Origin of the sequence: Streptomyces sp. NPDC048383 (genome assembly GCF_040651775.1) — a bacterium.
Lineage (GTDB): Bacteria > Actinomycetota > Actinomycetes > Streptomycetales > Streptomycetaceae > Streptomyces.
In genome coordinates this window covers 36,970-63,054 of sequence record NZ_JBEZKS010000050.1, presented here as the reverse complement: position 1 = coordinate 63,054, position 26,085 = coordinate 36,970, and the positions used below count along the sequence as shown (strand labels likewise).

At 72.2% G+C, this 26,085-nt stretch carries 18 protein-coding genes; 10 read left to right on the top strand and 8 right to left on the bottom strand.

All coding sequences use genetic code 11. The features are described 5' to 3' along the window. Window positions 1–310: 310 nt before the first annotated feature. Genes AB0D46_RS28840 through AB0D46_RS28820 form a run of 5 tightly spaced genes read right to left on the bottom strand, consistent with a single transcriptional unit; the run spans window position 311 to window position 5,941 of the window. Window positions 311–1,621, bottom strand: a complete 1,311-nt coding sequence (locus AB0D46_RS28840) for a DUF58 domain-containing protein (RefSeq protein WP_362881712.1) — start codon at window positions 1,619–1,621, stop codon at window positions 311–313. After that, a complete protein-coding gene (locus AB0D46_RS28835; protein ID WP_362881710.1) occupies window positions 1,621–2,583 on the bottom strand; it encodes a MoxR family ATPase in 963 nt (320 codons plus the stop codon). Before AB0D46_RS28835 ends, AB0D46_RS28840 begins: the two co-directional genes overlap by 1 nt. Further along, on the bottom strand, window positions 2,580–3,992 hold the full coding sequence (locus AB0D46_RS28830) for a DUF4350 domain-containing protein (RefSeq protein WP_362881708.1): 1,413 nt from the start codon (window positions 3,990–3,992) through the stop codon (window positions 2,580–2,582). The genes AB0D46_RS28835 and AB0D46_RS28830 overlap by 4 nt, the downstream gene beginning before the upstream one ends. Continuing rightward, on the bottom strand, window positions 3,989–4,669 hold the full coding sequence (locus AB0D46_RS28825) for a DUF4129 domain-containing protein (protein WP_362881706.1): 681 nt from the start codon (window positions 4,667–4,669) through the stop codon (window positions 3,989–3,991). Before AB0D46_RS28825 ends, AB0D46_RS28830 begins: the two co-directional genes overlap by 4 nt. 6 nt (window positions 4,670–4,675) lie before the next feature. Further along, a complete protein-coding gene (locus AB0D46_RS28820) occupies window positions 4,676–5,941 on the bottom strand; it encodes a glycerophosphoryl diester phosphodiesterase membrane domain-containing protein (protein ID WP_362881704.1) in 1,266 nt (421 codons plus the stop codon). Window positions 5,942–6,180: 239 nt separating this feature from the next. On the opposite strand from AB0D46_RS28820, the gene mtrA reads away from it, so the two are divergent. The 6 genes from mtrA to AB0D46_RS28790 all read left to right on the top strand — a co-directional run bounded on the left by mtrA (window position 6,181) and on the right by AB0D46_RS28790 (window position 13,830). Next, complete coding sequence (gene mtrA / locus AB0D46_RS28815; RefSeq protein ID WP_199810456.1) at window positions 6,181–6,870, top strand: two-component system response regulator MtrA; 690 nt, start codon at window positions 6,181–6,183, stop codon at window positions 6,868–6,870. Further along, window positions 6,842–8,818, top strand: coding sequence for an MtrAB system histidine kinase MtrB (gene mtrB / locus AB0D46_RS28810; protein WP_362881702.1), 1,977 nt, complete (start codon window positions 6,842–6,844; stop codon window positions 8,816–8,818). Before mtrA ends, mtrB begins: the two co-directional genes overlap by 29 nt. Further along, window positions 8,808–10,646: an LpqB family beta-propeller domain-containing protein gene (locus AB0D46_RS28805; protein ID WP_362881700.1), complete on the top strand. Its 1,839-nt coding sequence runs from the start codon at window positions 8,808–8,810 to the stop codon at window positions 10,644–10,646. The genes mtrB and AB0D46_RS28805 overlap by 11 nt, the downstream gene beginning before the upstream one ends. Window positions 10,647–11,108: 462 nt before the next feature. Next, window positions 11,109–11,867 carry a phosphoribosyltransferase family protein gene (locus tag AB0D46_RS28800; RefSeq protein ID WP_362881698.1) on the top strand — a complete coding sequence of 253 codons (759 nt, stop codon included), beginning with the start codon at window positions 11,109–11,111 and terminating at the stop codon, window positions 11,865–11,867. Between the two features lie 354 nt (window positions 11,868–12,221). Beyond that, entirely contained in the window at window positions 12,222–12,917 is a 696-nt protein-coding gene (gene raiA / locus AB0D46_RS28795) for a ribosome-associated translation inhibitor RaiA (RefSeq protein WP_362881697.1), read from the top strand. Window positions 12,918–13,101: 184 nt separating this feature from the next. Then, entirely contained in the window at window positions 13,102–13,830 is a 729-nt protein-coding gene (locus AB0D46_RS28790; protein WP_362881695.1) for a response regulator transcription factor, read from the top strand. Between the two features lie 12 nt (window positions 13,831–13,842). Here AB0D46_RS28790 and AB0D46_RS28785 read toward each other — a convergent pair whose 3' ends face one another. Both AB0D46_RS28785 and AB0D46_RS28780 read right to left on the bottom strand, forming a co-directional pair. After that, window positions 13,843–15,033, bottom strand: coding sequence for a crosslink repair DNA glycosylase YcaQ family protein (locus tag AB0D46_RS28785; RefSeq protein ID WP_362881693.1), 1,191 nt, complete (start codon window positions 15,031–15,033; stop codon window positions 13,843–13,845). 10 nt (window positions 15,034–15,043) lie between these two features. Then, complete coding sequence (locus AB0D46_RS28780) at window positions 15,044–15,625, bottom strand: GNAT family N-acetyltransferase (RefSeq protein ID WP_362881691.1); 582 nt, start codon at window positions 15,623–15,625, stop codon at window positions 15,044–15,046. Window positions 15,626–15,865: 240 nt separating this feature from the next. Between AB0D46_RS28780 and secA the strand changes: the two genes are divergently transcribed. Continuing rightward, entirely contained in the window at window positions 15,866–18,658 is a 2,793-nt protein-coding gene (gene secA / locus AB0D46_RS28775) for a preprotein translocase subunit SecA (protein ID WP_362881689.1), read from the top strand. A gap of 119 nt (window positions 18,659–18,777) precedes the next feature. Here the strand turns inward: secA and AB0D46_RS28770 are convergent, their stop codons facing one another. Beyond that, the gene (locus AB0D46_RS28770; protein WP_362881688.1) at window positions 18,778–19,263 is read right to left on the bottom strand and encodes an Rv3235 family protein; all 486 of its coding nucleotides are present in this window, start codon (window positions 19,261–19,263) and stop codon (window positions 18,778–18,780) included. 317 nt (window positions 19,264–19,580) lie between these two features. Between AB0D46_RS28770 and AB0D46_RS28765 the strand changes: the two genes are divergently transcribed. From AB0D46_RS28765 to AB0D46_RS28755, 3 genes are all read left to right on the top strand, one after another. Next, window positions 19,581–20,081, top strand: a complete 501-nt coding sequence (locus AB0D46_RS28765; protein WP_362881686.1) for a hypothetical protein — start codon at window positions 19,581–19,583, stop codon at window positions 20,079–20,081. Beyond that, window positions 20,078–20,746, top strand: a complete 669-nt coding sequence (locus AB0D46_RS28760; RefSeq protein ID WP_362881684.1) for an HAD family hydrolase — start codon at window positions 20,078–20,080, stop codon at window positions 20,744–20,746. Before AB0D46_RS28765 ends, AB0D46_RS28760 begins: the two co-directional genes overlap by 4 nt. A 370-nt stretch (window positions 20,747–21,116) precedes the next feature. Continuing rightward, window positions 21,117–26,084 (top strand): NAD-glutamate dehydrogenase, encoded by a 4,968-nt coding sequence (locus AB0D46_RS28755; protein ID WP_362881682.1) that lies wholly within the window; start codon window positions 21,117–21,119, stop codon window positions 26,082–26,084. Window position 26,085 lies beyond the last annotated feature (1 nt).

The window sequence follows — 26,085 nt, the reverse complement described above, 5'->3', positions numbered from 1 at the left end:
AAGCTAAGCCTTTCAGCGCCGATGGTACTGCAGGGGGGACCCTGTGGGAGAGTAGGACGCCGCCGAACAATCATTGTGGGAAAGCCCCGCACCAGGTAACTGGTGCGGGGCTTTTTTGCGTTTACGGGGTTGCCGGAAAATACGTGCCGCATCGTCCTACCAGTCGGCGGGGTAACTGTTGAGGCTAGGACGTTCGCGGTGTCGTCAGTGTCCTACTCCGAGATGACCATGAGGTCGGGGGATCGCCCATGGTGGTGCCGTTCAGGGGCATGACCTCAGGTTGTGCCGACCGGCGTCGTCAGTTCGGGTGTTAGAGGCGGCCGGTGGCCTTGAGGGTGAGGTAGGTGTCGGCCAGGGCCGGGGCGAGGGCTTCCGGGTCGGCGTCAACGACGTGGACTCCGTGGCGGGTGAGTTGGTCGGCCGTGCGGCGGCGTCGGGACTGGGACTGGGTGCCGGCGGCGGCTTCGTAGACGGCGTCGACGGTGCCGCGGGCGCGGGTCATGCCCGTCACGTGCGGGTCGGCCACCGAGGCCAGGACGACCGTGTGGCGCTGCGTCAGGCTGGGGAGGAGGGGGAGCAGGCCCTCTTCGATCGGGGCGGCGTCCAGGCTGGTCAGGAGGACGACCAGGGAGCGGCGCGGGGCGCTGCGCAGGATGGTGGAGACCAGTGAGCGGGAGTCGGTTTCGACGAGTTCCGCTTCGAGGGACGCCATGGCGTTGACGAAGGCGGGCAGGGTGTCGGCGGCGGATCGGCCCTGGACCTGGGCGCGGACGCGACGGTCGTGGGCCAGCAGGTCCACGCGGTCGCCGGCGCGGGTGGCCAGGGCGGTGAGGAGCAGGGCCGCGTCCATCGCCGCGTCCAGGCGGGGGGCGTCGCCGACGCGGCCCGCCGCGGTGCGACCGGTGTCGAGGCAGATCAGGATGTGCCGGTCGCGTTCGGGGCGCCAGGTGCGTACGGCGACCTTGTTCTGACGGGCGGTGGCGCGCCAGTCGATGGAGCGGGTGTCGTCGCCGGGGACGTAGTCGCGGAGGCTGTCGAACTCGGTGCCCTCGCCGCGCGTCAGGACGCTCGTACGGCCGTCCAGTTCGCGTAGGCGGGCCAGCCGGGACGGGAGGTGTTTGCGGCTCGCGAAGGGCGGTAGGACGCGGACCGTCCAGGGGACGGTGTGGGTGCCCTGGCGGGACACCAGGCCGAGCGGACCGTACGACCGGATGGTGACGCGGTCGGCTCGGCGGTCGCCGCGGCGGGTGGGCAGCAGGTGGGTGGTCACGCGGCGGCGTTCGCCGGCGGGGACGGTCACCTCGTGCCGGGAGGCGGGGCCTTCGGTGCCGGGATGCCAGCTGCTGGGCGGCCAGGCGTCGCGCAGGCGGGCGCGGAGCGTGCGGCGGCCCGGATTGGTGAGGGTGAGGTGGACGTCGGCGCTCTCGCCGAGGCGGACGGAGGTGTCGCCGGAGCGGGTCAGGCGCAGGCTGCGGACGGGCGCCGCGAGGGCGCAGTCGACGGCGCAGGCCAGGGCGATGCCGCCGTTGACGGCGAGGAGGCCCGTCCAGCTCGGTTCGAGGATGCCGACGGGGAGGGTGCCGAGGGCCGCCAGGAGGGCGGCGCGGCCGGTGAGGGCCATCAGCGCGGGACGGGGACGTGGGAGAGGATCGCGGTGATGACGGCGTCGGCCTTGACGCCCTCCATCTCGGCCTCCGGGCGCAGTTGGACGCGGTGGCGCAGGGTCGGCAGGGCGAGCGCCTTCACGTCGTCGGGGGTGACGTAGTCGCGGCCGACGAGCCAGGCCCAGGCGCGGGCGGTGGCCAGCAGGGCGGTCGCGCCGCGCGGGGAGACGCCGAGGGTCAGGGACGGCGATTCGCGGGTGGCGCGGCAGATGTCGACGACGTAGCCGGTGATCTCGGGGCTGACGGTGACGCGGGTGACGGCTTCGCGGGCGGCTTCGAGTTCCCTCAGGCCGGCGACGGGGCGGAGGCCGGCGGCGGCGAGGTCGCGCGGGTCGAAGCCGGCGGCGTGCCGGGTGAGGACGCCGATCTCGTCCTCGCGGGAGGGCAGCGGGACGGTCAGTTTGAGGAGGAAGCGGTCGAGTTGGGCTTCGGGGAGGGGGTAGGTGCCCTCGTACTCGACGGGGTTCATGGTGGCGGCGACGAGGAAGGGCTCGGGGAGCTTGCGGGGGGTGCCGTCGACCGTGACCTGGCGTTCCTCCATCGCTTCGAGGAGCGAGGACTGGGTCTTGGGGGGCGTGCGGTTGATCTCGTCGGCGAGCAGGAGGTTGGTGAAGACCGGGCCGTCCTGGAAGGAGAACTCGGCGGTGCGGGCGTCGTAGACGAGGGAGCCGGTGACGTCGCTCGGCATCAGGTCCGGGGTGAACTGGACGCGCTTGGTGTCGAGTGCGAGGGAGGCGGCGAGGGCGCGCACGAGGAGGGTCTTCGCGACGCCGGGGACGCCTTCGAGGAGGACGTGGCCGCGGCACAGGAGTGCGACGACGAGACCGGTGACGGCGGAGTCCTGGCCGACCACGGCCTTGGCGATCTCGGTGCGGAGCGCTTCCAGCGAGGTGCGGGCGCTGTCCGTGGTGGCCGTCATGAAGTGCGGACCTCTCTTTCGAGGGCGTCGAGGTGGTCGGCGAGCGCGACGAGTGCCGCGTCGTCGGCGGGGGTGGTGCCGAAGAGGAGGGTGGTCACGTCGCGGGTGCCGTCGACGAGGCGGGCGGACACGGCGGGGACCAGGGAGATCGGGTCGTGGGCCTGGGTGGGCGGGACGCCGACCAGGGCGGCGAGGCGTTCGCGGCCGGCGGCGCGCAGCACGGTGGCGGCGCGGTCGCGGGCGTCGGCCTTGCGGTAGAGGCGGGCGAGGCCCTCGGTGGACTCGGAGGCGCGAACGGCGACGGGCAACTTCTCGGTGACGAGGGGGCCGAGCCGGCGGGCGCGCCAGAGGGCGGTGACGACGGCGGCGAGGAGCAGTTGGAGCAGGGCCCAGTGCCAGCCGGTCGGGACGAGGTCGAGGAGGCTCTTGTCCTCGGTGTCGTCGGCGTCGGTCATGTCCGAGAGGGTGGGCAGGTACCAGACGAGGTCCGGGCGGGAGCCGAGGAGTTGCAGGGCGAGGGAGGCGTTGCCCTGCTCGGCGAGGTGTTCGTTGCGCAGGATGCTGTCGGAGCCGAGGAGGACGGTGTCGCCGCCCCGTGTGGCGCCGGGACGGACGACGAGGGTGGGCCGGCCGTCGCTCGGGTAGCAGCCGGTGGCTCCGGTCGGGGCCGCGGTGTAGCCGAGGTCGCCGCCGGTGCCGGCGCGGCCCGCGGTGACGGCGGCGGGCAGGGCGCAGCGGGGGTCGAGGTCGTCGGGGTGGGCGGGGCCGGCGGTGCGGGTGCCGGGGGCCAGGTCGGGGAGGGAGTCGTCGGGGGCGATCAGGACGGTGCGGCCGCCGGACAGGTCGCTGGCGGAGCGGATCGCGCGGCGCTGGGACGGGCCGAGCCGGTCCGGGTCGGTGATCAGCAGGGTGGTGCCGGGGCCGGTCGCGGCGGCGGCGTCGGCGGCGTTGGTGACGACGCGGGCGGTGACGCCGCGTTCCTGGAGGAGTTGGGCGAGGGCCCGGCTGCCCGAGGGGTCGGCGGAGCGCGGGTCGAGGCGGCCGTGGTGGTCTCCGGTCTGCAGGCCGGCGAGGAGGGCGGCGGAGGCCAGCAGGATGCCGAGGGCGAGGAGGAAGCCGCGGCCGCGGGTCCAGATCTGGGCGCGGGTGAGGGCGGTGGAGGTGGCGGCGCGGGCTCCCGGGCGGGTGGGCCGGTCGCCGGCCTGCGTGGGCGGTGTCCCGGGGTTGCAGGCCGGCGCGGGCAGTGTCGCCGGGTCGCCGGTCGGCGTGGGCGGTGTGCCGGGGTCGCCGGCCTGCGCGGGGGCCGTCCCGGGGTTGCCGGCCGGCGGGGTGGTCGCGGGGTCGGCGCGTCGCGGCTCGGGCTCGGTGGGCCGGGCGGGCGGCGTCGCGGGGTCGGTGGGGCCGGTCATGCGGTGGGTCCCGTCAGGAGCGGCTTGGTGCGTTCCAGGGTGAGGTCGAGGGTGCGCAGGCGGGCGTAGGCGTCGGCGTCGGCGCCGCGGCCGCCGTAGGTGACGTCGTCGAAGGTGCGGGCGGCGGCGCGCAGGTCGCTCGCGTGGCCGGGAAGGGACACGGCGGCTTCGGCGGCGGCCTCGTCGGCGGTGCGGCCGGGGCGGGGGTCGAGGAGGGTGCGTTCCTCCAGGGACCGGACGAGGGCGCGCATGCGTTCCTGGACGGCTTCGGTCCAGCGGCCGGCGGCGGCGTGCGCGTCGGCGGCCGTGCGGTGGTCGGCGGCGCTGCGCGGGCCGTCGTCGAAGAGGAGGCCGGTGCTCGTGGCCGTCCGGCGGGGGGTGCCCAGGCGCCACCAGAGGGCGGCGACGGCCAGGGCGACCAGGAGGGCGACGGCGAGCAGGCCGACGCCGCCGCCCGGGGTGACGGAGGCGGCGCCCTCGAAGAGGTTGTCGAGCCATTCCCAGAGGCGCTCCAGGCCGCGCTCGAAGAGGCTCGGGTCGTCCTGGTGGTAGACGCTCTTGGCGAGCTCGCGGTCGGCCGCCTCCCGGGCGGCGTCGCGCGGTGTCGTCAGTGGTGGTGCCTCGGCGCCGGGCAGCAGGGCCGCGGCGCCGGTGACGATGAGTCCCCCCGTTCCCATCGTCGGTCAGCCTCCCGAGGCCGGTCCGGCGCCGCCGGGCCGCGAGCCGACCGCGGCGTGGTCCTGGTGGTCGTGGACGCCGGCGGCGCGGGCGAGTTCCAGGTCGAGGGCCTCGCGGCGGATGCGCTGGTCGATGTACAGGAGGCTGGTGACGCCCGTCTGCATGGGCACCGTGACGGTGAGGGAGATGAGCCCGCCGACGGCGGTGACGAGCAGGAAGGTCCAGGACTGGGCGGAGGTGCCGCTGAGCAGGCCGTCGAAGCCGTCGGGGGACACGATCATGGCGATCACCGCGAAGGGCACCGCGATGATCACGGAGACGAGCCAGGTGATGACCCAGGTGAGGGCGCTGATGCCGAAGATGCGCCACCACGAGCCCTTGACCAGCTTGGCGGAACGCTTCAGCGCGTCGGTGACCTTGCCGCGTTCCATCATCAGGGCGGGCGGCGCGAGGACGAAGGTGACGAAGAACCAGGCCAGCAGCACCAGGCCGATGGGGACGCCGAGGACGGTCAGGACGGCGTTGCCGGTCAGCAGGCCGGGGAGCGCGGGCAGCATGCCGGCGGCGAGCGCGCCGAGGAACAGCACGGCGGTGAGGCCGAGCATGCGCGGGGCCATGGGGCGCACGCCGCGCAGGTGGGCGGCGACGGTGGAGCGCCGGCCGAGGACCGCCTGGCTGACGACGCCGGCGAGCAGGCCGGTGACGAGGAGCAGGCCGAGGAGCTGGAGGTAGTAACTGGCGAAGCCGGCGAGCATCGTGTCGTTCATCAGGCGCACGAGCTCGTCGGGGGTGGCGGTTTCGTCGGTCGACACGACGAGGTTGTCCCGCAGCAGGCGCTGCGTGCCGAGCAGGCCGAGCTGGACCAGGGCGGCGACGACCAGGCTGACGGACAGGACGGTCTTCCAGTGGGCGCGCAGGGTGCTGACGGCGCCGTCCAGGATCTCGCCCAGGCCCAGGGGCCGCAGGGGGATCACTCCGGGCTTGGCGGCGGGCGGGGGCCCGCCCCAGCCGCCGGGGCCACCCGAATGGCCGTACGGGGCGCCGTAGGGCGCCCCGGGCTGTTGTCCGGGCTGGGGGGCGTACGGTCCCCAGCCGGCGCCCTGCTGCGGGGGCGGGGCCTGGCCCGCTCCCGGGCTCGACCACTGTCCGGGCGGGGGCTGGGAGTCCGACCACTTGGGGGCGTCGGAGGGCTGCGTGGGCGGCCGGCTGCCGTCGGAGCCCTGGCCGTCGGACGGGGAACCGGGGGTGGCCCAGCCCGGCGAGTCGTTCATCGTCGCTCCTTCACGTGCACCTGCCGTGGCGGGCGCGCTGGTCGGCTGCCATCGTGCCATGGGGGAACGCCGGACGGACCGGCCGTCCCCCCTCCGAGATCTCGGGCAGCTCGTCCCTTCAATTGTCGCGCCGATCCGGGGCAGACTGGACGTCCTGATCACCACGCAGGTCCGAGGGGCGATTTCCAGCCCTTTTGGCTGTGGGACAGCTCACCGCCGGGTAACGATTAGCTAATGGGATGATGTCAAGCATGAAGGGACGCGTCCTTGTCGTCGACGACGACACCGCACTGGCCGAGATGCTCGGCATCGTGTTGCGTGGAGAAGGTTTTGAGCCGTCGTTCGTAGCGGACGGTGACAAGGCATTGGCTGCTTTCAGGGAGGCCAAGCCGGACCTCGTGCTGCTCGACCTCATGCTGCCCGGACGGGACGGCATAGAGGTGTGCAGGCTGATCCGGGCCGAGTCGGGCGTGCCTATTGTCATGCTCACTGCCAAAAGTGACACGGTTGACGTGGTCGTGGGCCTGGAGTCCGGGGCCGACGACTACATCGTCAAGCCGTTCAAACCGAAGGAGCTGGTCGCCCGCATCCGGGCCCGTCTGCGCCGGTCGGAGGAGCCCGCGCCCGAGCAGCTGGCCATCGGTGACCTCGTCATCGACGTGGCCGGGCACTCGGTCAAGCGCGAGGGTGCCTCCATCGCACTCACCCCGCTGGAGTTCGACCTGCTGGTCGCCCTCGCCCGCAAGCCCTGGCAGGTGTTCACCCGCGAGGTGCTGCTGGAGCAGGTCTGGGGCTACCGGCACGCCGCGGACACCCGCCTGGTCAACGTGCACGTACAGCGCCTGCGCTCCAAGGTCGAGAAGGATCCCGAGCGCCCCGAGATCGTCGTGACGGTGCGCGGTGTCGGCTACAAGGCCGGACCGAGCTGACGTGCAGCCCGGCAAGCCCCGGGGCGGCTCCCGATGGGGAGCCCCGTGGGGCGGCCGGCGGCTCCGCCAGGTGACGGACGGAGTGGCCGGCGGCCCCGTGCTCCGGCTCTGCGTACGCCTCGTGCGCCGGCCGGTGCTTCCGGCTGTCCGGCTGTGGCGGCGCAACATCCAGCTCCGGGTGGTCGTCGCGACGCTGCTCATGTCGCTCGCCGTGGTCCTCGCCCTCGGCTTCGTCGTCGTCGCGCAGGTCAGCAGGGGACTCCTCGAAGCCAAGGAGGAGGCCGCGCAGAGCCAGGCCGCCGGCGGCTTCGCGGTCGCACAGGAGAAGGCGAACACGCCCCTGTCCGTGGACGGGGCCGACACCACCGACAACAAGGTCGGCCGGGACGCCAGCACCTGGATGAACTCCCTCGTCAAACAGCTCGCCAGTGGCGGCCAGACCGCTTTCGAGGTCGCCGCGCTCGGCGCCGGTGAGCAGGCGTCCGGAGCCCAGGGCGTCAAGGGCGCCCGTGCCTCCGGCAACGTCGACCCGACCGCCAGCGTCCCCATCGAGCTGCGCCGGGCCGTCAACAACGCCACCGGCACCTTCAAGACCTTCTCCGAGATCCGCTACACCGCCGGCGTCGGCGACAAGGCGCCCGAGCCCGCGCTGGTGGTCGGCAAGCAGCTCACCGACATCAACGGCTCCCCGTACGACCTGTACTACCTCTTCCCGCTCACCCAGGAGGAGGAGTCCCTCAGCCTGGTCAAGAGCACCATCGCGACCGCGGGCCTGTTCGTCGTCGTGCTGCTCAGCGCCATCGCCTGGCTGGTCGTGCGCCAGGTCGTCACCCCCGTGCGGATGGCCGCCGGGATCGCCGAGCGGCTGTCCGCCGGGCGGCTCCAGGAACGCATGAAGGTCACCGGCGAGGACGACATCGCCCGCCTCGGCGAGGCCTTCAACAAGATGGCCCAGAACCTCCAGAACAAGATCCAGCAGCTGGAGGACCTGTCGCGGATGCAGCGCCGTTTCGTCTCCGACGTCTCGCACGAGCTGCGCACCCCGCTCACGACCGTACGGATGGCAGCCGACGTCATCCACGACGCCCGGGTCGACTTCGACCCGGTCACCGCCCGCTCCGCCGAACTCCTCGCCGGACAACTCGACCGCTTCGAATCGCTGCTCGCCGACCTGCTGGAGATCAGCCGCTTCGACGCGGGCGCGGCCGCCCTGGAGGCCGAGCCGATCGACCTGCGGGACGTCGTGCGCCGCGTCATCGACGGGGCCGAACCGCTCGCCGAGCACAAGCGCACCCGGATCAGGGTCCTCGGCGACACCCAGCCCGTCATCGCCGAGGCCGACGCCCGGCGCGTCGAGCGGGTGCTGCGCAACCTCGTCGTCAACGCGGTGGAGCACGGCGAGGGCCGCGACGTCGTGGTCCGGCTCGCTTCCGCGGGCGGGGCCGTCGCCGTCGCCGTACGGGACTACGGGGTCGGTCTCAAGCCCGGCGAGGCCACCCGGGTCTTCAACCGGTTCTGGCGCGCCGACCCCGCGCGGGCCCGTACGACCGGCGGAACGGGCCTCGGCCTGTCCATCGCCGTCGAGGACGCCCGGCTGCACGGCGGCTGGCTCCAGGCCTGGGGCGAACCCGGCGGCGGCTCCCAGTTCCGGCTCACCCTGCCCCGGACCGCCGACGAGCCCCTGCGCGGATCCCCGATCCCGTTGGAGCCCGAGGACTCGCGCGGCAACCGGGCCCGCGCCGCCGCCGAGGCCGCCGGCCGCGGACCCGGCGCCGCCGGACGCCCCGCCGAGCGCCCGGACCGCTCCCCGATACCGCCGCGCCCGGCCGTCGCCACGGCCCCGCCGGTCCCCACCGACCCCACGGCGTTGCCGGGCAGCGGCTCCCGGGTCGTCGCCAGGCCGGCCGACCAGTCGACAGCACAGGAGGACGGAACCGGTGGACGCTGAGCGCGGGCCGCGACGCGCGGAGGTCGGACGGTCGAGGACCGCGACGGCGCTCCTCGCGCTCGGCGCGAGCGCCGTACTGGTGTCGGGCTGCGCGTCCATGCCGACCCGCGGCGAGATTCGTTCCGTCGAGGCCTCGCAGGGCGTCGACTCCCAGGTCCGGGTGTTCGGCGTACCGCCCGCCGACAAGGCGAGCCCGGCCGACATCGTCGAGGGCTTCCTCGAAGCCATGACCAGCGACGACCCACAGCTGGAGACCGCCCGCAAGTACCTCACCGCGGAGGCCGCCAAGGACTGGAAGCCCGGCTCGGCCGTCACCGTCCTGTCCGCGGGCCTCGACCGGCTTCCCGTCCAGGGCGAGAAGGACCCCGACGGACCCCGCTGGAAGGTCACCGGCAAGAAGCTCGCGACCGTCGACGAGCGCAGCGCCTACCAGCCGGAGACCGGCGGCGGCCGCTACGAGGAGTACCTCCAGCTCGTCCAGGTCGACAAGCAGTGGCGGATCGCGACGCCGCCCAGCAGCCTCGTGCTCAGCGAGTCCGACTTCCAGCGCATCTACAAGCCGGTCAACAAGTACTACTTCGCCGGCAACTCGCTCGTCGCCGACCCGGTGTACGTCCGCCAGCGCACCGACCCCGAATCCCGCATGGACCCGACCACGCAGACCGTCCAGTCGCTGCTCGCCGGCCCCTCCAAGTGGCTCGGTCCGGTCGTCGCCACGAGCTTCCCGACCGGCACCGAACTGCGCGAGGGCACCAAGTCCCTCTCCTACGACGGCCAGAACACCCTGCGCGTCCCGCTCAACCTCAACGGCTCCAACGTCGCCCAGCCGCAGTGCCAGAAGATGGCCACCCAACTCCTGTACACCGTCCGGGACCTGACGGGCTCCCGGCTGGACCGGGTCGAACTGCTGCGTCCCGACGGCAAGTCGCTGCTGTGCTCGGTGACCGCCGCGTCCGCCGCCGCGTTCGTCAGCCCCACGCCGTCCCCCGAGCACCAGTACTACGTGGACAAGGACTTCAGGCTCGTCCGGATGTTCCTCAGCGTCAACGCCGACGAACAGCAGGACAAGGCGGAGCCGGCGCCCGGGCCGCTGGCCACCGCCGCCGGTTTCAAGGTGGGCTCGGCGGCCGTCACCTACGACGAGAAGCGCGCCGCGGTGGTCTCCTTCGAAGGGCGCGACCTGTACGTGGTCACGCTGACGACGGCCGGACCGATGCCGCAGCCCGTGCTCAGTAGCAAGAACGGCAAGCTGACCGCGCCGAGTTGGGACGCCCACGGAGACCTGTGGGTCGCCGACCTCGACCCGCAGGCCCAGGGCCTGTGGCGGATCCCCGGCGGAACCGGCGCCCCGCAGAAGGTCGACGTCGCCGGGCTGGACGGGCGGATCACCGGGCTGAAGGCATCCGCCGACGGGGTGCGCCTGGCGCTGCTCGTCGAGAAGGAGGGCGGCCGCAAGAACCTGTTCACCGGCCGGATCGAGCGCCCCGAGGGGCAGGGCGACGCCTCGCGGGTCTCGGTGCGCGAGCTGCGCCCGGCGGCTCCGCAGATGGCCGAGGTGACGGCGATGAGCTGGGCGCCGCGCGGCCGGCTGCTGGTGGTGGGGCGGGAGAGCGGCGGGGTCGACCAGGCCCGCTACATGCTGGCGGACGGTTCGATGATCGCGGCGAGTCTGCCCGGGGCGACCGGACTGAGCGCGATCGCCGCCGCCGAGGACGAGTCCCGGCCGGTGGTGGCCTACTCGGGCGAGGACGGCATCGTGTGGCTGCCCCCGGGCGCGCAGTGGCGCACGGTGGCGGCGGGCGGCCAGGCCCCGGTGTACCCGGGCTGAGGGACTCCTGCTGACGGACTCCGGCTGACGGCCCCGGGCTGACGGCCGGCGGCCGGAGGCCGGGGTGGCTCGGGCCGGTGGTGCGGCGGGCTTGTGGCGTGCCTGGGCTGCGGTGTGACGCGCCTGTGGCGTGCCTGGGCTGCGGGGTGACTCGCCTGCGGAGCTGCTTCGGCTGCGGGACGTCCGGGCTGCGGTGCCGCCGGGGCGGCGGTCCGTCGGTAGCGGCGGTGTGTTCGGGCCCGCGGTTCGTTCCGGATGCGGTGGGCTCGGGCCTGCGGTTCGCTCCGGCGCGGTGGGTTCGGGCCTGTGGTTCGTTTCGGCCGGGGTGCGGCCCGGTGTGCGCGGTGTGCCCGTCGGCGGTGCGGCCCGTCCGTGGTGGTGCCGGGGGCGGTCCTCGGGGGTTTTCCACAGGGGTGGCGGGTGGGGGAGCGGCCCGGCAGAGTGGGTCGTGGGGGTGCGGTCGTGCGGGGTTGGTGGCGGGAGATCTCCGGGCTGGTGCTTCCGGTCGACTGCGCGGGCTGCGGCGCGGCGCGGGCGCTGTTGTGCGCGGACTGTCGGGGCGGGCTGAGCGGGTCCGGGGCCGCCGAGGTGCGTCCCGCGTCGAGACGGCCGGGTCCCTCGGGGCTGCCGGTGGTGTACGCCGCCGCGCCCTACGAAGGGGCCGTACGGGCCGTCGTACTGGCCCACAAGGAGCGCGGCGCGCTGCCGTTGGCCGAGCCGCTGGGCGGCGCCCTGGCCGCCGCCGTGCGCCGCTCGGGCGCGGGTCGGGCGGGGGAGGTGGTCCTGGTCCCGGCGCCCTCGGCGCGACGGGCCGTCCGGGCGCGCGGCCACGACCCGGCGCGCAGGATCGCGCTGGCCGCCTCGGCGCGGCTGCGGCGGGACGGTACGGCCGCGCGCGTGGCGTCCGTACTGCGCCAGCGCAGGCCCGTGGCGGACCAGGCGGGCCTGGGGGCCCGGCAGCGGCGGGAGAACCTCTCGGGGGCGCTGGAGGTCCGCAGGGGCGGCGCCGGGCCGGTGGGCGGGGCCCGGATCGTGCTGGTGGACGACGTGGTCACCACCGGGGCCACGCTGGCGGAGGCCGCCAGGGCGCTGCGGGAGGCCGGGCTGCGGGTGGAGGTCGCGGCCGTGGTGGCGGCGCCGGGGGACTCCTTCGTCCGGCCGGGCGCCGGCGGCTCCGTCCGGGAACCGGGCGGGTACCCGTACAGACCAAAAATCCTGTGAATAGATTTGGAACTGCTGGGGAAGGCGCAACGTTGCAGGTAGTAAGAGGGAACAGCCACCTGAACGGAGGTACGTTCCGGTAGCGGGTGCCGACAACCGGCATTGAGAGATATGTTCGGTTGTGAGGAACTGGCGATCCTTGGGCCCCAGGTATCGGAGCACCAGTCCGCCCGTTTGGAATCTTCGTGAAGAGGCTGTGTCCCCCTACTCCGAAGTCGGTGGGATGTAGATCTTGCCGATGGGGGAGGAGAGGTGAAAGTCGCCAAGTCCGAGGCTCCGGTGTTCACCGGAGTCTGGTGCGAAAGGGAGACGCTTCGCCGAACGAGGCGAGGGTCTCCGGGAACGGAGTTCTGCGTGGACATCGTCGTCAAGGGCCGCAAGACCGAGGTACCCGAGCGGTTCCGCAAGCACGTGGCCGAGAAGCTGAATCCTGAGCGGATCCAGAAGCTCGACGCCAAGGTGATCAGCTTGGACGTCGAGGTGTCCAAGGAGCACAACCCGCGGCAGGCCGACCGTTCCGACCGCGTGGAGATCACCCTGCGTTCGCGGGGCCCGGTAATTCGTGCCGAGGCCGCCGCAGCCGACCCATACGCGGCGCTCGACCTGGCTCAGGACAAGCTGGAGGCCCGGCTGCGCAAGCAGCACGACAAGCGCTACACGCGCCGCGGCAACGGCCGGATTTCGGCGGCGGAGGTCGCCGACGTGGTGCCGGGGGTCGCGTCGCTCAACAGCAACGGCGAGCCCGTCGGGGAGGACACGTCGGACGGGGTCCCGACCACCCGGATCGGACCGCTGGAGGTCCAGGGCGAGGGCCCGCTCATCGTCCGCGAGAAGACGCACTCCGCCGGACCCATGTCGCTCGACCAGGCCCTGTACGAAATGGAACTGGTCGGCCACGACTTCTATCTGTTCGTTGACTCCGAAACCAAAATGCCCAGTGTCGTCTACCGCCGCCACGCCTATGACTACGGCGTGGTCCACCTGAACGCGGACGGTGCCTCCAGCTCCGACGAGGGAGCGGCCGGCGCGGGCGGTGCGCTCGGCGGCTGATCCGTCCCGCTCCATGCGGATGCCCCCGCGTTCCGCGGGGGCATCCGCATGGACGGGTATGAGCCAGTCGAATTTCGCCGGATCCCCGTTCGGCGCCGCGGACGTGGAATCATGGCGGACAGTCAGCCGGCGCTCCATCCCGTCGGTTCGGCCCAGCAGCTCAGCACATGCAGGGGGAGGAACGATGGCGGACAGCTTCGGGCCGGTGCGCGGTGACGACGGCGCGGGCTGTCGGGACGCGGACCCGGCCGGCGAGCCCATCCGGGTGCTCGTCGTCGACGACCACGCCCTCTTCCGGCGCGGCCTGGAGATCGTCCTCGCGCAGGAGGAGGACATCCAGGTCGTCGGCGAGGCCGGGGACGGCGCCGAGGCCGTGGACAAGGCCGCCGACCTGCTGCCGGACATCATCCTGATGGACGTGCGGATGCCCCGGCGCGGCGGCATCGAGGCCTGCACCTCGATCAAGGAGGTGGCCCCCTCCGCGAAGATCATCATGCTGACGATCAGCGACGAGGAGGCGGACCTCTACGAAGCGATCAAGGCCGGCGCGACGGGATACCTGCTCAAGGAGATCTCCACCGACGAGGTCGCGACGGCGATCCGCGCGGTGGCGGACGGCCAGTCGCAGATCAGTCCCTCGATGGCGTCGAAGCTGCTCACCGAGTTCAAGTCGATGATCCAGCGCACCGACGAGCGCCGGCTGGTACCGGCACCCCGGCTCACGGACCGGGAGCTGGAGGTCCTGAAGTTGGTGGCCACCGGCATGAACAACCGTGACATCGCGAAGCAGTTGTTCATCTCCGAGAACACGGTGAAGAACCACGTCCGCAACATCCTGGAGAAGCTCCAGCTGCACTCCCGGATGGAAGCCGTCGTCTACGCGATGCGGGAGAAGATCCTGGAGATCCGCTGAGGCGGACGCTCCTCAGGCGCCGAGCGCGCCGCGCGCGCGGAGTTCGGCGGTCACCGCCTGCGCCTCCCGAGCGGTGGCCGCCCGGTCGACGCGGACCTCCTCGCAGCCCACCCACCGGGCCGCCTCCCACAGGGCCTCGGCCATCGCGCCGGCCTCCTTCGGGGACGTCAGCGACAGTTGTCGGGCCACCAGGACGGCGCCCTCGCGGCCCGGGTCGACGCGCCCCTGGAGTCGACCGCCGGACAGCAGCGGCATCGCGAAGTACCCGTGGATCCGTTGCGGTTTGGGGACGTACGCCTCCAGCCGGTGGGTGAACCCGAAGATCCGCTCGGTCCGGGGGCGGTCCCAGACCAGCGAGTCGAACGGGGACAGCAGGGTGGTGCGGTGCCGGCCGCGCGGTACGGACGCCAGCGCCTGGGGGTCGGCCCACGCGGGCTTGCCCCACCCCTCGACCGTCACCGGGACCAGTCCGGACTCCGCGACGACCGCGTCGAACTGGTCGCCCTTCAGGCGGTGGTAGTCCGCGATGTCGGCGCGGGTGCCGACGCCCAACGAGCGGCCGGCCAGGGCCACCAGGCGCCGCAGGCACTCGTGGTCGTCGAGGTCGTCGTGGAGCAGGGCGTCCGGGACGGCCCGCTCGGGCAGGTCGTAGACCCGCTTCCAGCCGCGCCGCTCGGCGCAGACCACCTCGCCGGTGTCGAGCAACCACTCCACCGCGATCTTGGTCTCGGACCATTCGAACCACTCGCCGCCGTTCTTGGCGCCGCCGAGTTCGGTGGAGGTCAGCGGGCCCTCCGCGCGCAGCCGGTCCAGGACCGCCGCCGTCGAACGCTCCTTGTCCTGCAGGACGTGCCAGCGGTGGCCGCGCGCCCGGTTGGCGCGCCGGCGGAAGGCGAAGTGCGGCCACTCCTCGATCGGCAGGACGCAGGCGGCGTGCGACCAGTACTCGAAGGCGTGGCCCTGCGACCAGTACGCCTGCTCGACGGTGCTCCGGCCGACCGCGCCCAGGCGGGCGTACGGGATCAGCTCGTGCGAGCGGGCCAGGACCGAGATGGTGTCCAGTTGCACGGCGCCGAGGTGGCGCAGCACCCCGCGGACCCCGCCCCTGCGGTCGGGCGCCCCCAGGAAGCCCTGCGCGCGCAGGGCGATGCGGCGGGCCTCGTCGGCGGACAGGGACAGGGTCGGCTGCGGCAGGCTCGTCATGGGCCGCAGCCTAGGCCGGGTCACCGACAGCGGGGAGGTGGGCGAGCGCGGGGGTCAGGCCGAGGTCGGAGGGCAGCAGCGAGCCGATCCAGCAGTCGCGGGTGGTGTCGTTCCGGCGCAGGGCGGCCCGCAGCAGGCCCTCCATCCGGAAGCCGGCCTTCTGCGCCACGGCCCGGGAGCCCGCGTTGCCGACCTCCGCGCGCCATTCCAGTCGTACGGCGCCCAGCTCGGTGAAGGCCCAGCGGGCGACGGCGGTGACGGCCTCGGTCATGAAGCCCCGGCCCCGGTGTTCCCTGACCGCCCAGTAGCCGATCTCGAAGACGTCCGGATCGCGCCGGTGGAGGCCCAGGGCCGCGACCAGGGGGCCGTCGGGGGCGATCCGCACGGCGAAGGAGTAGGCGGTGTCCTCGCGCCATCCGGTGGGGACCACCTCGTTCACGAAGTGGTGGGCGTGGGCGCGTTCGTAGGGGGAGGGGACCATCGTCCAGCGCTGCACGTCCGGGTCCTGCGCGGCGGCGTACACCTCGTCCTCGGCGGCGGGGGTGAAGGGGCCCAGGGCGAGGCGGTCGGTGGTGAGCGTGATCGGCTTCATGGGCGGATTCTGCGGGCGGAGCCGGTGGTACCGCGAACAGATTTCGCAAAGCCCTGCCGTGAAGTGCGGCACCTTCGGCCGCCCCCGTACGTTCTCATTCCGGGCGTCCGTGCCCTGCGGACCCGGCGGACCTCCCGACGCGACCACGTCCTCGCTTACGATGGCCGTCGCGGTGGGGCCCACCTGCCGTGCCCGTGTACGTACAGTGCCCAGGCCCGACCGGCAAGGAGACAAACCTCGGTGTCCGTCTTCAACAAGCTCATGCGTGCAGGCGAAGGCAAGATCCTGCGCAAACTGCACCGCATCGCGGACCAGGTCAACTCCATCGAAGAGGACTTCGTCAACCTCTCCGACGCCGAGTTGCGTGCGCTCACGGACGAGTACAAGCAGCGCTTCCAGGACGGCGAGAGCCTGGACGACCTGTTGCCCGAGGCCTTCGCGACGGTCCGCGAGGCGGCGAAGCGCGTCCTCGGCCAGCGTCACTACGACGTCCAGATCATGGGTGGCGCGGCGCTGCACCTCGGGTACGTGGCGGAGATGAAGACCGGTGAGGGCAAGACCCTCGTCGGCACGCTGCCCGCGTACCTGAACGCGCTGTCCGGCAAGGGCGTCCACCTGATCACGGTGAACGACTACCTCGCCGAGCGCGACTCCGAGATGATGGGCCGCGTCCACAAGTTCCTCGGCCTGAACGTCGGCTGCATCCTGGCGAACATGACGCCGGCGCAGCGCCGCGAGCAGTACGGCTTCGACATCACGTACGGAACGAACAACGAGTTCGGCTTCGACTACCTCCGCGACAACATGGCCTGGTCGCAGGACGAGCTCGTCCAGCGCGGCCACAACTTCGCCGTGGTCGACGAGGTCGACTCGATCCTCGTCGACGAGGCCCGTACCCCGCTGATCATCTCCGGCCCGGCCGACCAGGCCACCAAGTGGTACGCCGACTTCGCGAAGCTGGTCACCCGCCTGACCAAGGGCGAGGCGGGCCAGCCGCTGAAGGGCATCGAGGAGACCGGCGACTACGAGGTCGACGAGAAGAAGCGCACCGTCGGCATCCACGAGGCCGGTGTCGCGAAGGTCGAGGACTGGCTCGGCATCGAGAACCTGTACGAGTCGGTGAACACCCCCCTCGTCGGGTACCTCAACAACGCGATCAAGGCCAAGGAACTCTTCAAGGTCGACAAGGACTACGTCGTCATCGACGGCGAGGTCATGATCGTCGACGAGCACACCGGTCGCATCCTGGCCGGTCGCCGCTACAACGAGGGCATGCACCAGGCGATCGAGGCGAAGGAAGGGGTGGACATCAAGGACGAGAACCAGACCCTCGCCACGATCACCCTGCAGAACTTCTTCCGCCTCTACTCGAAGCTGTCCGGCATGACCGGTACGGCCATGACCGAGGCCGCCGAGTTCCAACAGATCTACAAGCTGGGCGTCGTCCCGATCCCGACGAACCGCGGGATGGTCCGCAAGGACCAGCCGGACCTGATCTACCGCACCGAGGTCGCCAAGTTCGCGGCCGTCGTCGACGACATCGCGGAGAAGCACGAGAAGGGCCAGCCGATCCTGGTCGGCACCACCTCGGTCGAGAAGTCCGAGTACCTCTCGCAGCAGCTCTCCAAGCGCGGCGTCCCGCACGAGGTCCTCAACGCGAAGCAGCACGAGCGCGAGGCCTCGATCGTCGCCCAGGCCGGCCGCCGCGGCGCCGTCACGGTCGCCACGAACATGGCCGGTCGCGGTACGGACATCAAGCTCGGCGGCAACCCGGACGACCTCGCCGAGGCGGAGTTGCGCCAGCGCGGCCTCGACCCGGAGGAGCACATCGAGGAGTGGGCGCAGGCCCTGCCCGAGGCGCTGCTCCGTGCGGAGGCGGCCGTGAAGGCCGAGTTCGAGGAGGTCAAGTCGCTGGGCGGGCTGTACGTCCTGGGCACCGAGCGGCACGAGTCGCGCCGCATCGACAACCAGCTGCGCGGTCGTTCCGGCCGTCAGGGCGACCCGGGCGAGTCCCGTTTCTACCTGTCGCTCGGCGACGACCTGATGCGCCTGTTCAAGGCGCAGATGGTCGAGCGGGTCATGGCCATGGCGAACGTCCCCGACGACGTGCCGATCGAGAACAAGATGGTGACGCGCGCGATCGCGTCGGCCCAGTCGCAGGTCGAGACCCAGAACTTCGAGACGCGCAAGAACGTCCTGAAGTACGACGAGGTCCTCAACAGCCAGCGCGAGGTCATCTACGGCGAGCGCCGTCGCGTCCTGGAGGGCGAGGACCTGCACGAGCAGGTGCGCTTCTTCATGGACGACACCATCGACGCGTACATCGCGGCCGAGACGGTCGAGGGCTTCGCCGAGGAGTGGGACCTGGACCGGCTGTGGAGCGCCTTCAAGCAGCTCTACCCGATCAAGACCACGGTCGAGGAGCTGGAGGAGGCCGCGGGCGACCGCGTCGGGATCACCGCCGAGTTCATCGCGGAGTCCGTCAAGGACGACATCCACGAGCAGTACGAGAGCCGTGAGAAGGCGCTCGGCTCGGACATCATGCGTGAGCTGGAGCGGCGCGTGGTGCTGTCGGTGCTGGACCGCAAGTGGCGCGAGCACCTCTACGAGATGGACTACCTCCAGGAGGGCATCGGCCTGCGCGCGATGGCCCAGAAGGACCCGCTGGTCGAGTATCAGCGCGAGGGCTTCGACATGTTCAACGCCATGATGGAGGGCATCAAGGAGGAGTCCGTCGGTTACCTGTTCAACCTGGAGGTCCAGGTCGAGCAGCAGGTCGAGGAGCTTCCGGTGCAGGACTCCCCGTCGCTGACGAAGGAGCCGGCGGCCCGCCCGGAGATCCGGGCCAAGGGCCTGGACGCCCCGCAGCGTCCGGACCGGCTGCACTTCTCGGCCCCGTCCGTGGACGGCGAGGGCGGTGTCATCGAGGGCGAGTTCGACACGGACGGCTCGGTCGACGGCGGCGACGGCATGACCCGCGCGGAGCGCCGCAAGGCGCAGAAGGCCTCCGGCGGGCGGCGTCGCAAGAAGTGACCGCGTAGGGGTTGCGACCCCGCGTACGACGGCCGGGGCCGGGCACCGTGAGGGTGCCCGGCCCCGGCCGTTCCCGTTCCGCCGGGGCGGGTACGGGGACCGCGGCGGCTCCGGGCCGGTCAGGGGCGCGGGGCGCCGACCTCGACGGCCGCGCACCGCCAGCGCAGGTCGGAGCCCTGCTCCAGGCGGAAGGCCATCGCCGAGACCCGGTCGCCCGTCGTGATGCGGGCGAACGCCTCGATGACGCCGGGGCCGGGGTGGAAGCGGCCGCAGTGGCGCAGCACGGGGCGCAGCCGCTCGCGCGGCGGCCCCGTGGGGGCCAGGACGACCAGTTGCTCGTACGCCCCGCCGACGGTGAGGCCGAGCAGGGAGTGCACGGGCCGCTGGCCGCTGAGCACCGCCAGGAGGCGTTCGGCGAACCAGTCGTGCGGGCCGCCGGGGCGCCGCAGGGGGCGCGGGGCGACCCGGGGGACCGTGCGGGGGCCCGACGGTGGCCGCCGCTGGTCGCGCCGACCGGCGGGGCGGTGGCGGCCGCCGGGCGGGGCGGCGGCGGGCCTGCTGCGGCTGCCCTCGCCGCCGGCCGTGCTGCGCGTGGTGGTGTCCATGGCGTCTCCCCCGTGCGGGCCGGGCCCGGCTGGTCGTACCGGGCGGTAACTCGGTGGGGGATGTCTACGGCCGCCGAACACGCTCCGCAACCGGGGCGCGTGGCCGGGCCGGTGGGCGGGCCGGTTCACTTATCCGGGTGGCCGCGGCCCTGCCGCCGCGTACCCGGCACCGCCCGGTGGGACGCCGGTGGACGCGCCCGGGGGCGGCCGGGCGGGCCCGAAAGGGTACGGGCCCGTCACTCCGGCGGACGCACCTCCGGGAACCGGGCGGGCGGTCGTATCCTGAGGGCGTTTCCGACTACCGAAAGCAGCCGGCCATGCGCGTCTACGTCCCCCTGACCCTCCCGGCCCTCGCCGCGGCGCACGAGGCGGGCGAGCTGGGGCCCGCCCCGCTCCGCGCCTACGCGGTGACCCCGGAGCTGCGGGAGTGGTACGTGTCCGACGACATCGAGGAACTGGAGTACGCGGCCCTGAACCGGGCCGCCGTCGCCTCGCTGCGGCTGCTGTCCGCCGACCCGGCCGCGCCCCGCACACGGGTCGTCGTCGCCGTCGACGTCGACGACAAGGCCGCCACCGCCGACCCCGGGCCCGACGAGGCCGCCCTCGGCCGGGTGGCGCTGGCCGCGCCCGTGCGCCTGGCCGTGGCCGCCGCCGTCCACCTCGACGCCGAGGACGCCCGCGAGGACGTCACGGCCGCCGCCGCGGCGGTGGAGGCCGCCGAGGGCGGGGACGGCGCCGCCCGCTTCCTCGTGGACGCCTCCGAGGACCACGAGCTGCTGTGGTTCGGTGTCCAGGAGATCCCGGGGCTGCTGAGATGACCGGCTCGAACCCCCATCTCGTGTGGGACTGGAACGGCACGCTGCTGCACGACATCGACGCCGTCATAGCCGCGACCAACGCCTCCTTCGCCGAGCTCGGCTTCGACCCGATCACGCTGGAGACCTACCGCGACCTGTACGTCGTCCCCGTCCCGAAGTTCTACGAGCGCCTCATGGGACGGCTGCCCACCGACGCCGAGTGGCTCGTCATGGACGAGGCCTTCCACCGGCACTACTGGGCCGCCGCCGACGGCGCCGGGCTGGCCGAGGGCGCGCTGGAGCTGCTGCGGGGCTGGCAGGACGACGGACTGACCCAGTCCCTGCTGTCGCTGGCGCCCCACGAGAAGCTGGTGCCCCTGGTGCGGACGCACGGCATCGACCGGCACTTCCTGCGCGTCGACGGGCGCACCGGGCCCTCGCACACGACCAAGGCAGGACATCTCGTACGCCATTTGGCGGCCATGGAGGCGGCCGGGGTGAGCGCCACCCGTACGGTCCTCATCGGGGACGCCGTGGACGACGCGCTCGCCGCGGCCCATGTCGGCGCCCGCGCGGTGCTCTACACCGGAGGTTCGCACAGCCGCGCAAGTCTGGAATCGGCCGGAGTGCTCGTCGTGGACACCCTGGCCGAAGCCGTAGCCGCAGCTCGCGAACAGGCCGGATAGCCACCGGGCACGAACAGGGCCGCCCGGTCGCTGTCCAGAGTGTCAAAGTTCCACCCCCGGATTTGTACACATGCAGCTCATGACGGGCCGGGGGTGGAACGGGATAGCCTGGTACCCGTGATCAGCGCGATAGTCATCGGGGGCACTGAAGCCCCCGGCCCGCGCCCGGCGCACGACCGTGCCCGGGCCTTCGCCGATCTCCGCTGCCGGGACACCGAGCCGATCTTGGCCGAATCCCTCCCGGTCGGCCCGGTCGACGCCATAGCGTCGGCAACGATTCCTGACGGACATCCCGCCTCCTGGCGGCGCCTCGTCATTCCTTCCTTCACCACCTACGTCACGCAATGGCGCGCGACAGGAGCCAGAGGACATGCAGACCAAGCTGGACGAAGCAAAGGCCGAGCTGCTCGCGCGGGCGGCACGGGTAGCTGAGAACAGCCCGGCCGGGGGGCTACTTCCGACTGGGTCCGAGCGGGGGGAGCGCACCGACCGGGGAACCACGCTGTCCTACCTCCAGCGCTACTTCCTGCACACCGCACCCGAGGACCTGCTGGACCGGGACCCCGTCGACGTGTTCGGGGCAGCGCTCTCGCACTACCGGCTGGGCGAGAAGCGACCGCAGGGCACCGCGAACGTACGCGTGCACACCCCCACGGTCGAGGAGAACGGCTGGACCTCCAGTCACTCGGTCGTCGAGGTCGTCACCGACGACATGCCGTTCCTGGTCGACTCCGTCACCAACGAGCTGTCCCGCCAGGGCCGCGGCATCCACGTCGTGATCCACCCGCAGGTCGTCGTGCGCCGTGACGTCACCGGCAAGCTCATCGAGATCCTCGGCCCCGACTGTGACGCCCACGGTCCCCGCACCGCGCGCCCCCACGACTCCCTCGTGGAGTCCTGGATCCACGTCGAGATCGACCGCGAGACCGACAAGGCCGACCTCAAGCAGATCACCGTCGATCTGCTGCGCGTCCTGTCCGACGTCCGCGAGTCCGTCGAGGACTGGGAGAAGATGCGCGACGCCGCGCTGCGCATCGCCGAGGAGCTGCCCGCCGAGCCGACCGCCCCGGACCTGCGCGAGTACGAGCTCGAAGAGGCCCGCGAGCTGCTGCGCTGGCTCGCCGACGACCACTTCACCTTCCTCGGCTACCGCGAGTACAACCTGGTCGACGGCGACGCCCTGTCCGCCGTCCCCGGCACCGGCCTCGGCATCCTGCGCTCCGACCCGCACCACAGCGGCAAGGACGACGGCCACCCGGTCTCGCCGTCCTTCAACCGGCTGCCCGCCGACGCCCGCGCCAAGGCCCGCGAACACCGCCTGCTGGTGCTGACCAAGGCCAACAGCCGCTCCACCGTGCACCGCCCCTCGTACCTCGACTACGTCGGCGTCAAGAAGTTCGACGCCGACGGCAACGTCGTCGGCGAGCGGCGCTTCCTAGGCCTGTTCTCCTCCGCCGCGTACACCGAGTCGGTGCGCCGCGTCCCGGTGATCCGCCGCAAGGTCGCCGAGGTGCTGGACGGCGCCGGGTTCTCGCCCAGCAGCCACGACGGCCGTGACCTGCTCCAGATCCTGGAGACCTACCCGCGCGACGAGCTGTTCCAGACCCCCGTCGACCAGCTCCAGTCGATCGCCACCTCCGTCCTGTACCTCCAGGAACGCCGCCGACTGCGGCTGTACCTGCGCCAGGACGAGTACGGCCGCTACTACTCCGCGCTGGTCTACCTGCCGCGCGACCGCTACACCACCGGCGTGCGGCTGCGCCTGATCGACATCCTGAAGGAGGAGCTCGACGGCATCAGCGTCGACTTCACCGCCTGGAACACCGAGTCGATCCTGTCCCGCATCCACTTCGTCGTCCGCGTCCCGCAGGGCAAGGAACTGCCCGTCCTGACCGACGGCGACGTGGAGCGCATCGAGGCGCGGCTCGTCGAGGCCGCCCGGTCCTGGGCCGACGGCTTCGGCGAGGCCCTCGTCGCGGAGCTGGGCGAGGAGCGCGCCGGCGAGCTGCTGCGCAAGTACGGCACCTCCTTCCCCGAGGGCTACAAGGCCGACCACTCGCCGCGCGCGGCCGTCGCCGACCTGTGCCACCTGGAGCGGCTCTCCGCCAGCGACCGCGAGTTCGCGCTCTCGCTGTACGAGCCCGTCGGCGCGGGCCCCGGCGAGCGCCGCTTCAAGATCTACCGGACCGGCGACCAGGTCTCGCTGTCCGCCGTCCTGCCCGTCCTGCAGCGCCTGGGCGTCGAGGTCACCGACGAGCGGCCGTACGAGCTGCGCCGCACCGACCGGGTCAGCGACTGGATCTACGACTTCGGCCTGCGGATGCCGCTGTCGAGCGGCAACGACGACTCCTACCTCGGCGACGACGCCCGCGAACGCTTCCAGGACGCCTTCGCGGCGGTCTGGCAGGGCGAGGCGGAGAACGACAACTTCAACTCCCTCGTGCTGGGTGCCGGGCTCACCTGGCGCCAGGCCGTGGTGCTGCGCGCGTACGCCAAGTACCTGCGCCAGGCCGGTTCCACCTTCAGCCAGGACTACATGGAGGACACCCTCCGCAACAACGTCCACACCACCCGGCTGCTGGTCTCCCTCTTCGAGGCGCGGATGTCGCCGGTCCGCCAGGCCGCCGGCAGCGAACTCGTCGACGCCATGCTGGAGGAGCTCGACGGGGCCCTGGACCAGGTCGCCTCGCTCGACGAGGACCGCATCCTGCGCGCCTTCCTCACCCTCATCAAGGCGACCCTGCGCACGAACTTCTTCCAGCTCACCAGCACCGGCGAGCAGCACTCCTACGTGTCGGTGAAGTTCGACCCGCAGGCCATCCCGGACCTGCCGGCCCCGCGCCCCGCCTACGAGATCTGGGTGTACTCCCCGCGCGTCGAGGGCGTCCACCTGCGCTTCGGCAAGGTCGCCCGCGGCGGGCTGCGTTGGTCCGACCGCCGCGAGGACTTCCGTACGGAGATCCTCGGCCTGGTCAAGGCGCAGATGGTGAAGAACACCGTCATCGTGCCGGTCGGCGCCAAGGGCGGCTTCGTCGCCAAGAACCTGCCCGACCCGTCGGTGGACCGCGACGCCTGGCTCGCCGAGGGCATCGCCGCGTACAAGATCTTCATCTCGGCGCTGCTCGACATCACCGACAACATGGTCGCGGGCGAGGTCGTCCCGCCGACCGGCGTGGTCCGTCACGACGAGGACGACACCTACCTCGTCGTCGCCGCCGACAAGGGCACCGCCACCTTCTCCGACATCGCCAACGGGGTCGCCGAGGCCTACGGCTTCTGGCTGGGCGACGCCTTCGCCTCCGGCGGTTCGGCCGGCTACGACCACAAGGGCATGGGCATCACCGCCCGTGGCGCCTGGGAGTCCGTCAAGCGGCACTTCCGCGAGCTCGGGCACGACACCCAGACCCAGGACTTCACCGTCGTCGGCGTCGGCGACATGTCCGGCGACGTCTTCGGCAACGGCATGCTGCTCTCGGAGCACATCCGCCTCGTCGCGGCCTTCGACCACCGGCACATCTTCATCGACCCGAACCCGGACGCGGCCACTTCCTACGCCGAGCGCCGGCGCCTGTTCGACCTGCCGCGCTCCTCGTGGGCCGACTACGACACCTCGCTGCTGTCGGCGGGCGGCGGCGTCCACCCGCGCAGCGCCAAGGCCATCCCGCTCAACGCGCAGGTCCGCGAGGCCCTGGGCATCGAGGCGGGCGTCACCAAGATGACCCCGGCCGAGCTGATGCAGGCCATCCTGCGGTCCCCGGTGGACCTGCTGTGGAACGGCGGCATCGGCACCTACGTCAAGTCCACGGCCGAGACGCACGCCGACGTCGGTGACAAGGCCAACGACGCCATCCGCGTCAACGGCTCCGACGTCCGCGCCCGGGTCATCGGCGAGGGCGGCAACCTGGGTCTGACCCAGCTCGGCCGGATCGAGTTCGCCCGCACCGGAGCCGGTGGCGAGGGCGGAAAGATCAACACCGACGCCATCGACAACAGCGCGGGCGTGGACACCTCCGACCACGAGGTGAACATCAAGATCCTGCTCAACGCGGTCGTCACCGACGGCGACCTGACCGTCAAGCAGCGCAACGCGCTCCTCGCCGAGATGACCGACGAGGTCGGCCACCTGGTGCTGCGCAACAACTACGCGCAGAACGTGGCCCTGGCCAACGGCGCCGCGCAGGCCCCGAGCCTGCTGCACGCCCAGCAGCGCTTCATGCGCCGCCTGGAGCGCGACGGGCTGCTCAACCGGGCGCTGGAGTTCCTGCCCACCGACCGGCAGATCCGCGAGCTGCTGAGCAACGGCAAGGGCCTGACCCAGCCGGAGCTGGCCGTCCTGTTCGCCTACACCAAGATCACGGTGGCGGACGAACTCATCGCCACCGGGCTGCCGGACGACCCGTACCTGCGCCGGCTGCTGCACGCCTACTTCCCGGGCGCGCTGCGGGCGAAGTTCCCCGAGCAGATCGAGGGCCACGCCCTGCGCCGGGAGATCATCACGACGCTGCTGGTCAACGACACCGTCAACACCGGTGGTTCGACGTTCCTGCATCGGCTGCGCGAGGAGACCGGGGCCTCCCTGGAGGAGATCGTGCGGGCGCAGCTCGCGGCCCGCGAGATCTTCGGCCTGGCCGACGTGTGGAACGACGTCGAGGCGCTGGACAACGAGGTCGAGGCCAGTGTCCAGACCCGGGTGCGGCTGCACTCGCGGCGGCTGGTCGAGCGCGGTACGCGCTGGCTGCTGAACAACCGGCCGCAGCCGCTCCAGATCACCGAGACCATCGAGGCCTTCGGCCGTCGGGTCTCCGAGGTCTGGTCGGAGCTGCCCAAGTTGGTGCGCGGCGCCGACCTGGACTGGTACCGGTCGATCATGGACGAGCTGACCGGCGAGGGCGTGCCGGAGGAACTCGCGGCCAAGGTCGCCGGGTTCTCCTCGGCCTTCCCGACGCTGGACATCGTCGCCATCGCGGACCGCACGGGCGTGGACCCGCTGGACGTCGCCGAGGTCTACTACGACCTCGCCGACCGGCTGAACATCACCCAGCTGATGGACCGGATCATCGAGCTGCCGCGGGCCGACCGCTGGCAGTCGATGGCGCGGGCCTCCATCCGCGAGGACCTGTTCGCCGCGCACGCCGCGCTGACCGCCGACGTCCTGGCGGTGGGCAACGGCACCTCGACCCCCGAGGAGCGGTTCAAGGCGTGGGAGGACAAGAACGCCGCGATCATCGGGCGGGCCCGCTCCACGCTGGAGGAGATCCAGGGATCGGACGACTTCGACCTGGCGAACCTGTCGGTGGCGATGCGGACGATGCGCAGCCTGCTGCGCACGCACGGCTGAC

Bases quoted from the DNA above. Each gene is read 5' to 3' on its own strand.
- AB0D46_RS28780 (WP_362881691.1), bottom strand. From the start codon at position 15,625: ATGAAGCCGATCACGCTCACCACCGACCGCCTCGCCCTGGGCCCCTTC.
- mtrA (WP_199810456.1), top strand. From the start codon at position 6,181: ATGATGTCAAGCATGAAGGGACGCGTCCTTGTCGTCGACGACGACACC.
- AB0D46_RS28790 (WP_362881695.1), top strand. From the start codon at position 13,102: ATGGCGGACAGCTTCGGGCCGGTGCGCGGTGACGACGGCGCGGGCTGT.
- AB0D46_RS28825 (WP_362881706.1), bottom strand. From the start codon at position 4,669: ATGGGAACGGGGGGACTCATCGTCACCGGCGCCGCGGCCCTGCTGCCC.
- AB0D46_RS28765 (WP_362881686.1), top strand. From the start codon at position 19,581: ATGCGCGTCTACGTCCCCCTGACCCTCCCGGCCCTCGCCGCGGCGCAC.
- AB0D46_RS28755 (WP_362881682.1), top strand. From the start codon at position 21,117: ATGCAGACCAAGCTGGACGAAGCAAAGGCCGAGCTGCTCGCGCGGGCG.
- AB0D46_RS28830 (WP_362881708.1), bottom strand. From the start codon at position 3,992: ATGACCGGCCCCACCGACCCCGCGACGCCGCCCGCCCGGCCCACCGAG.
- AB0D46_RS28785 (WP_362881693.1), bottom strand. From the start codon at position 15,033: ATGACGAGCCTGCCGCAGCCGACCCTGTCCCTGTCCGCCGACGAGGCC.
- AB0D46_RS28820 (WP_362881704.1), bottom strand. From the start codon at position 5,941: ATGAACGACTCGCCGGGCTGGGCCACCCCCGGTTCCCCGTCCGACGGC.
- AB0D46_RS28770 (WP_362881688.1), bottom strand. From the start codon at position 19,263: ATGGACACCACCACGCGCAGCACGGCCGGCGGCGAGGGCAGCCGCAGC.
- AB0D46_RS28760 (WP_362881684.1), top strand. From the start codon at position 20,078: ATGACCGGCTCGAACCCCCATCTCGTGTGGGACTGGAACGGCACGCTG.
- AB0D46_RS28840 (WP_362881712.1), bottom strand. From the start codon at position 1,621: ATGGCCCTCACCGGCCGCGCCGCCCTCCTGGCGGCCCTCGGCACCCTC.
- AB0D46_RS28835 (WP_362881710.1), bottom strand. From the start codon at position 2,583: ATGACGGCCACCACGGACAGCGCCCGCACCTCGCTGGAAGCGCTCCGC.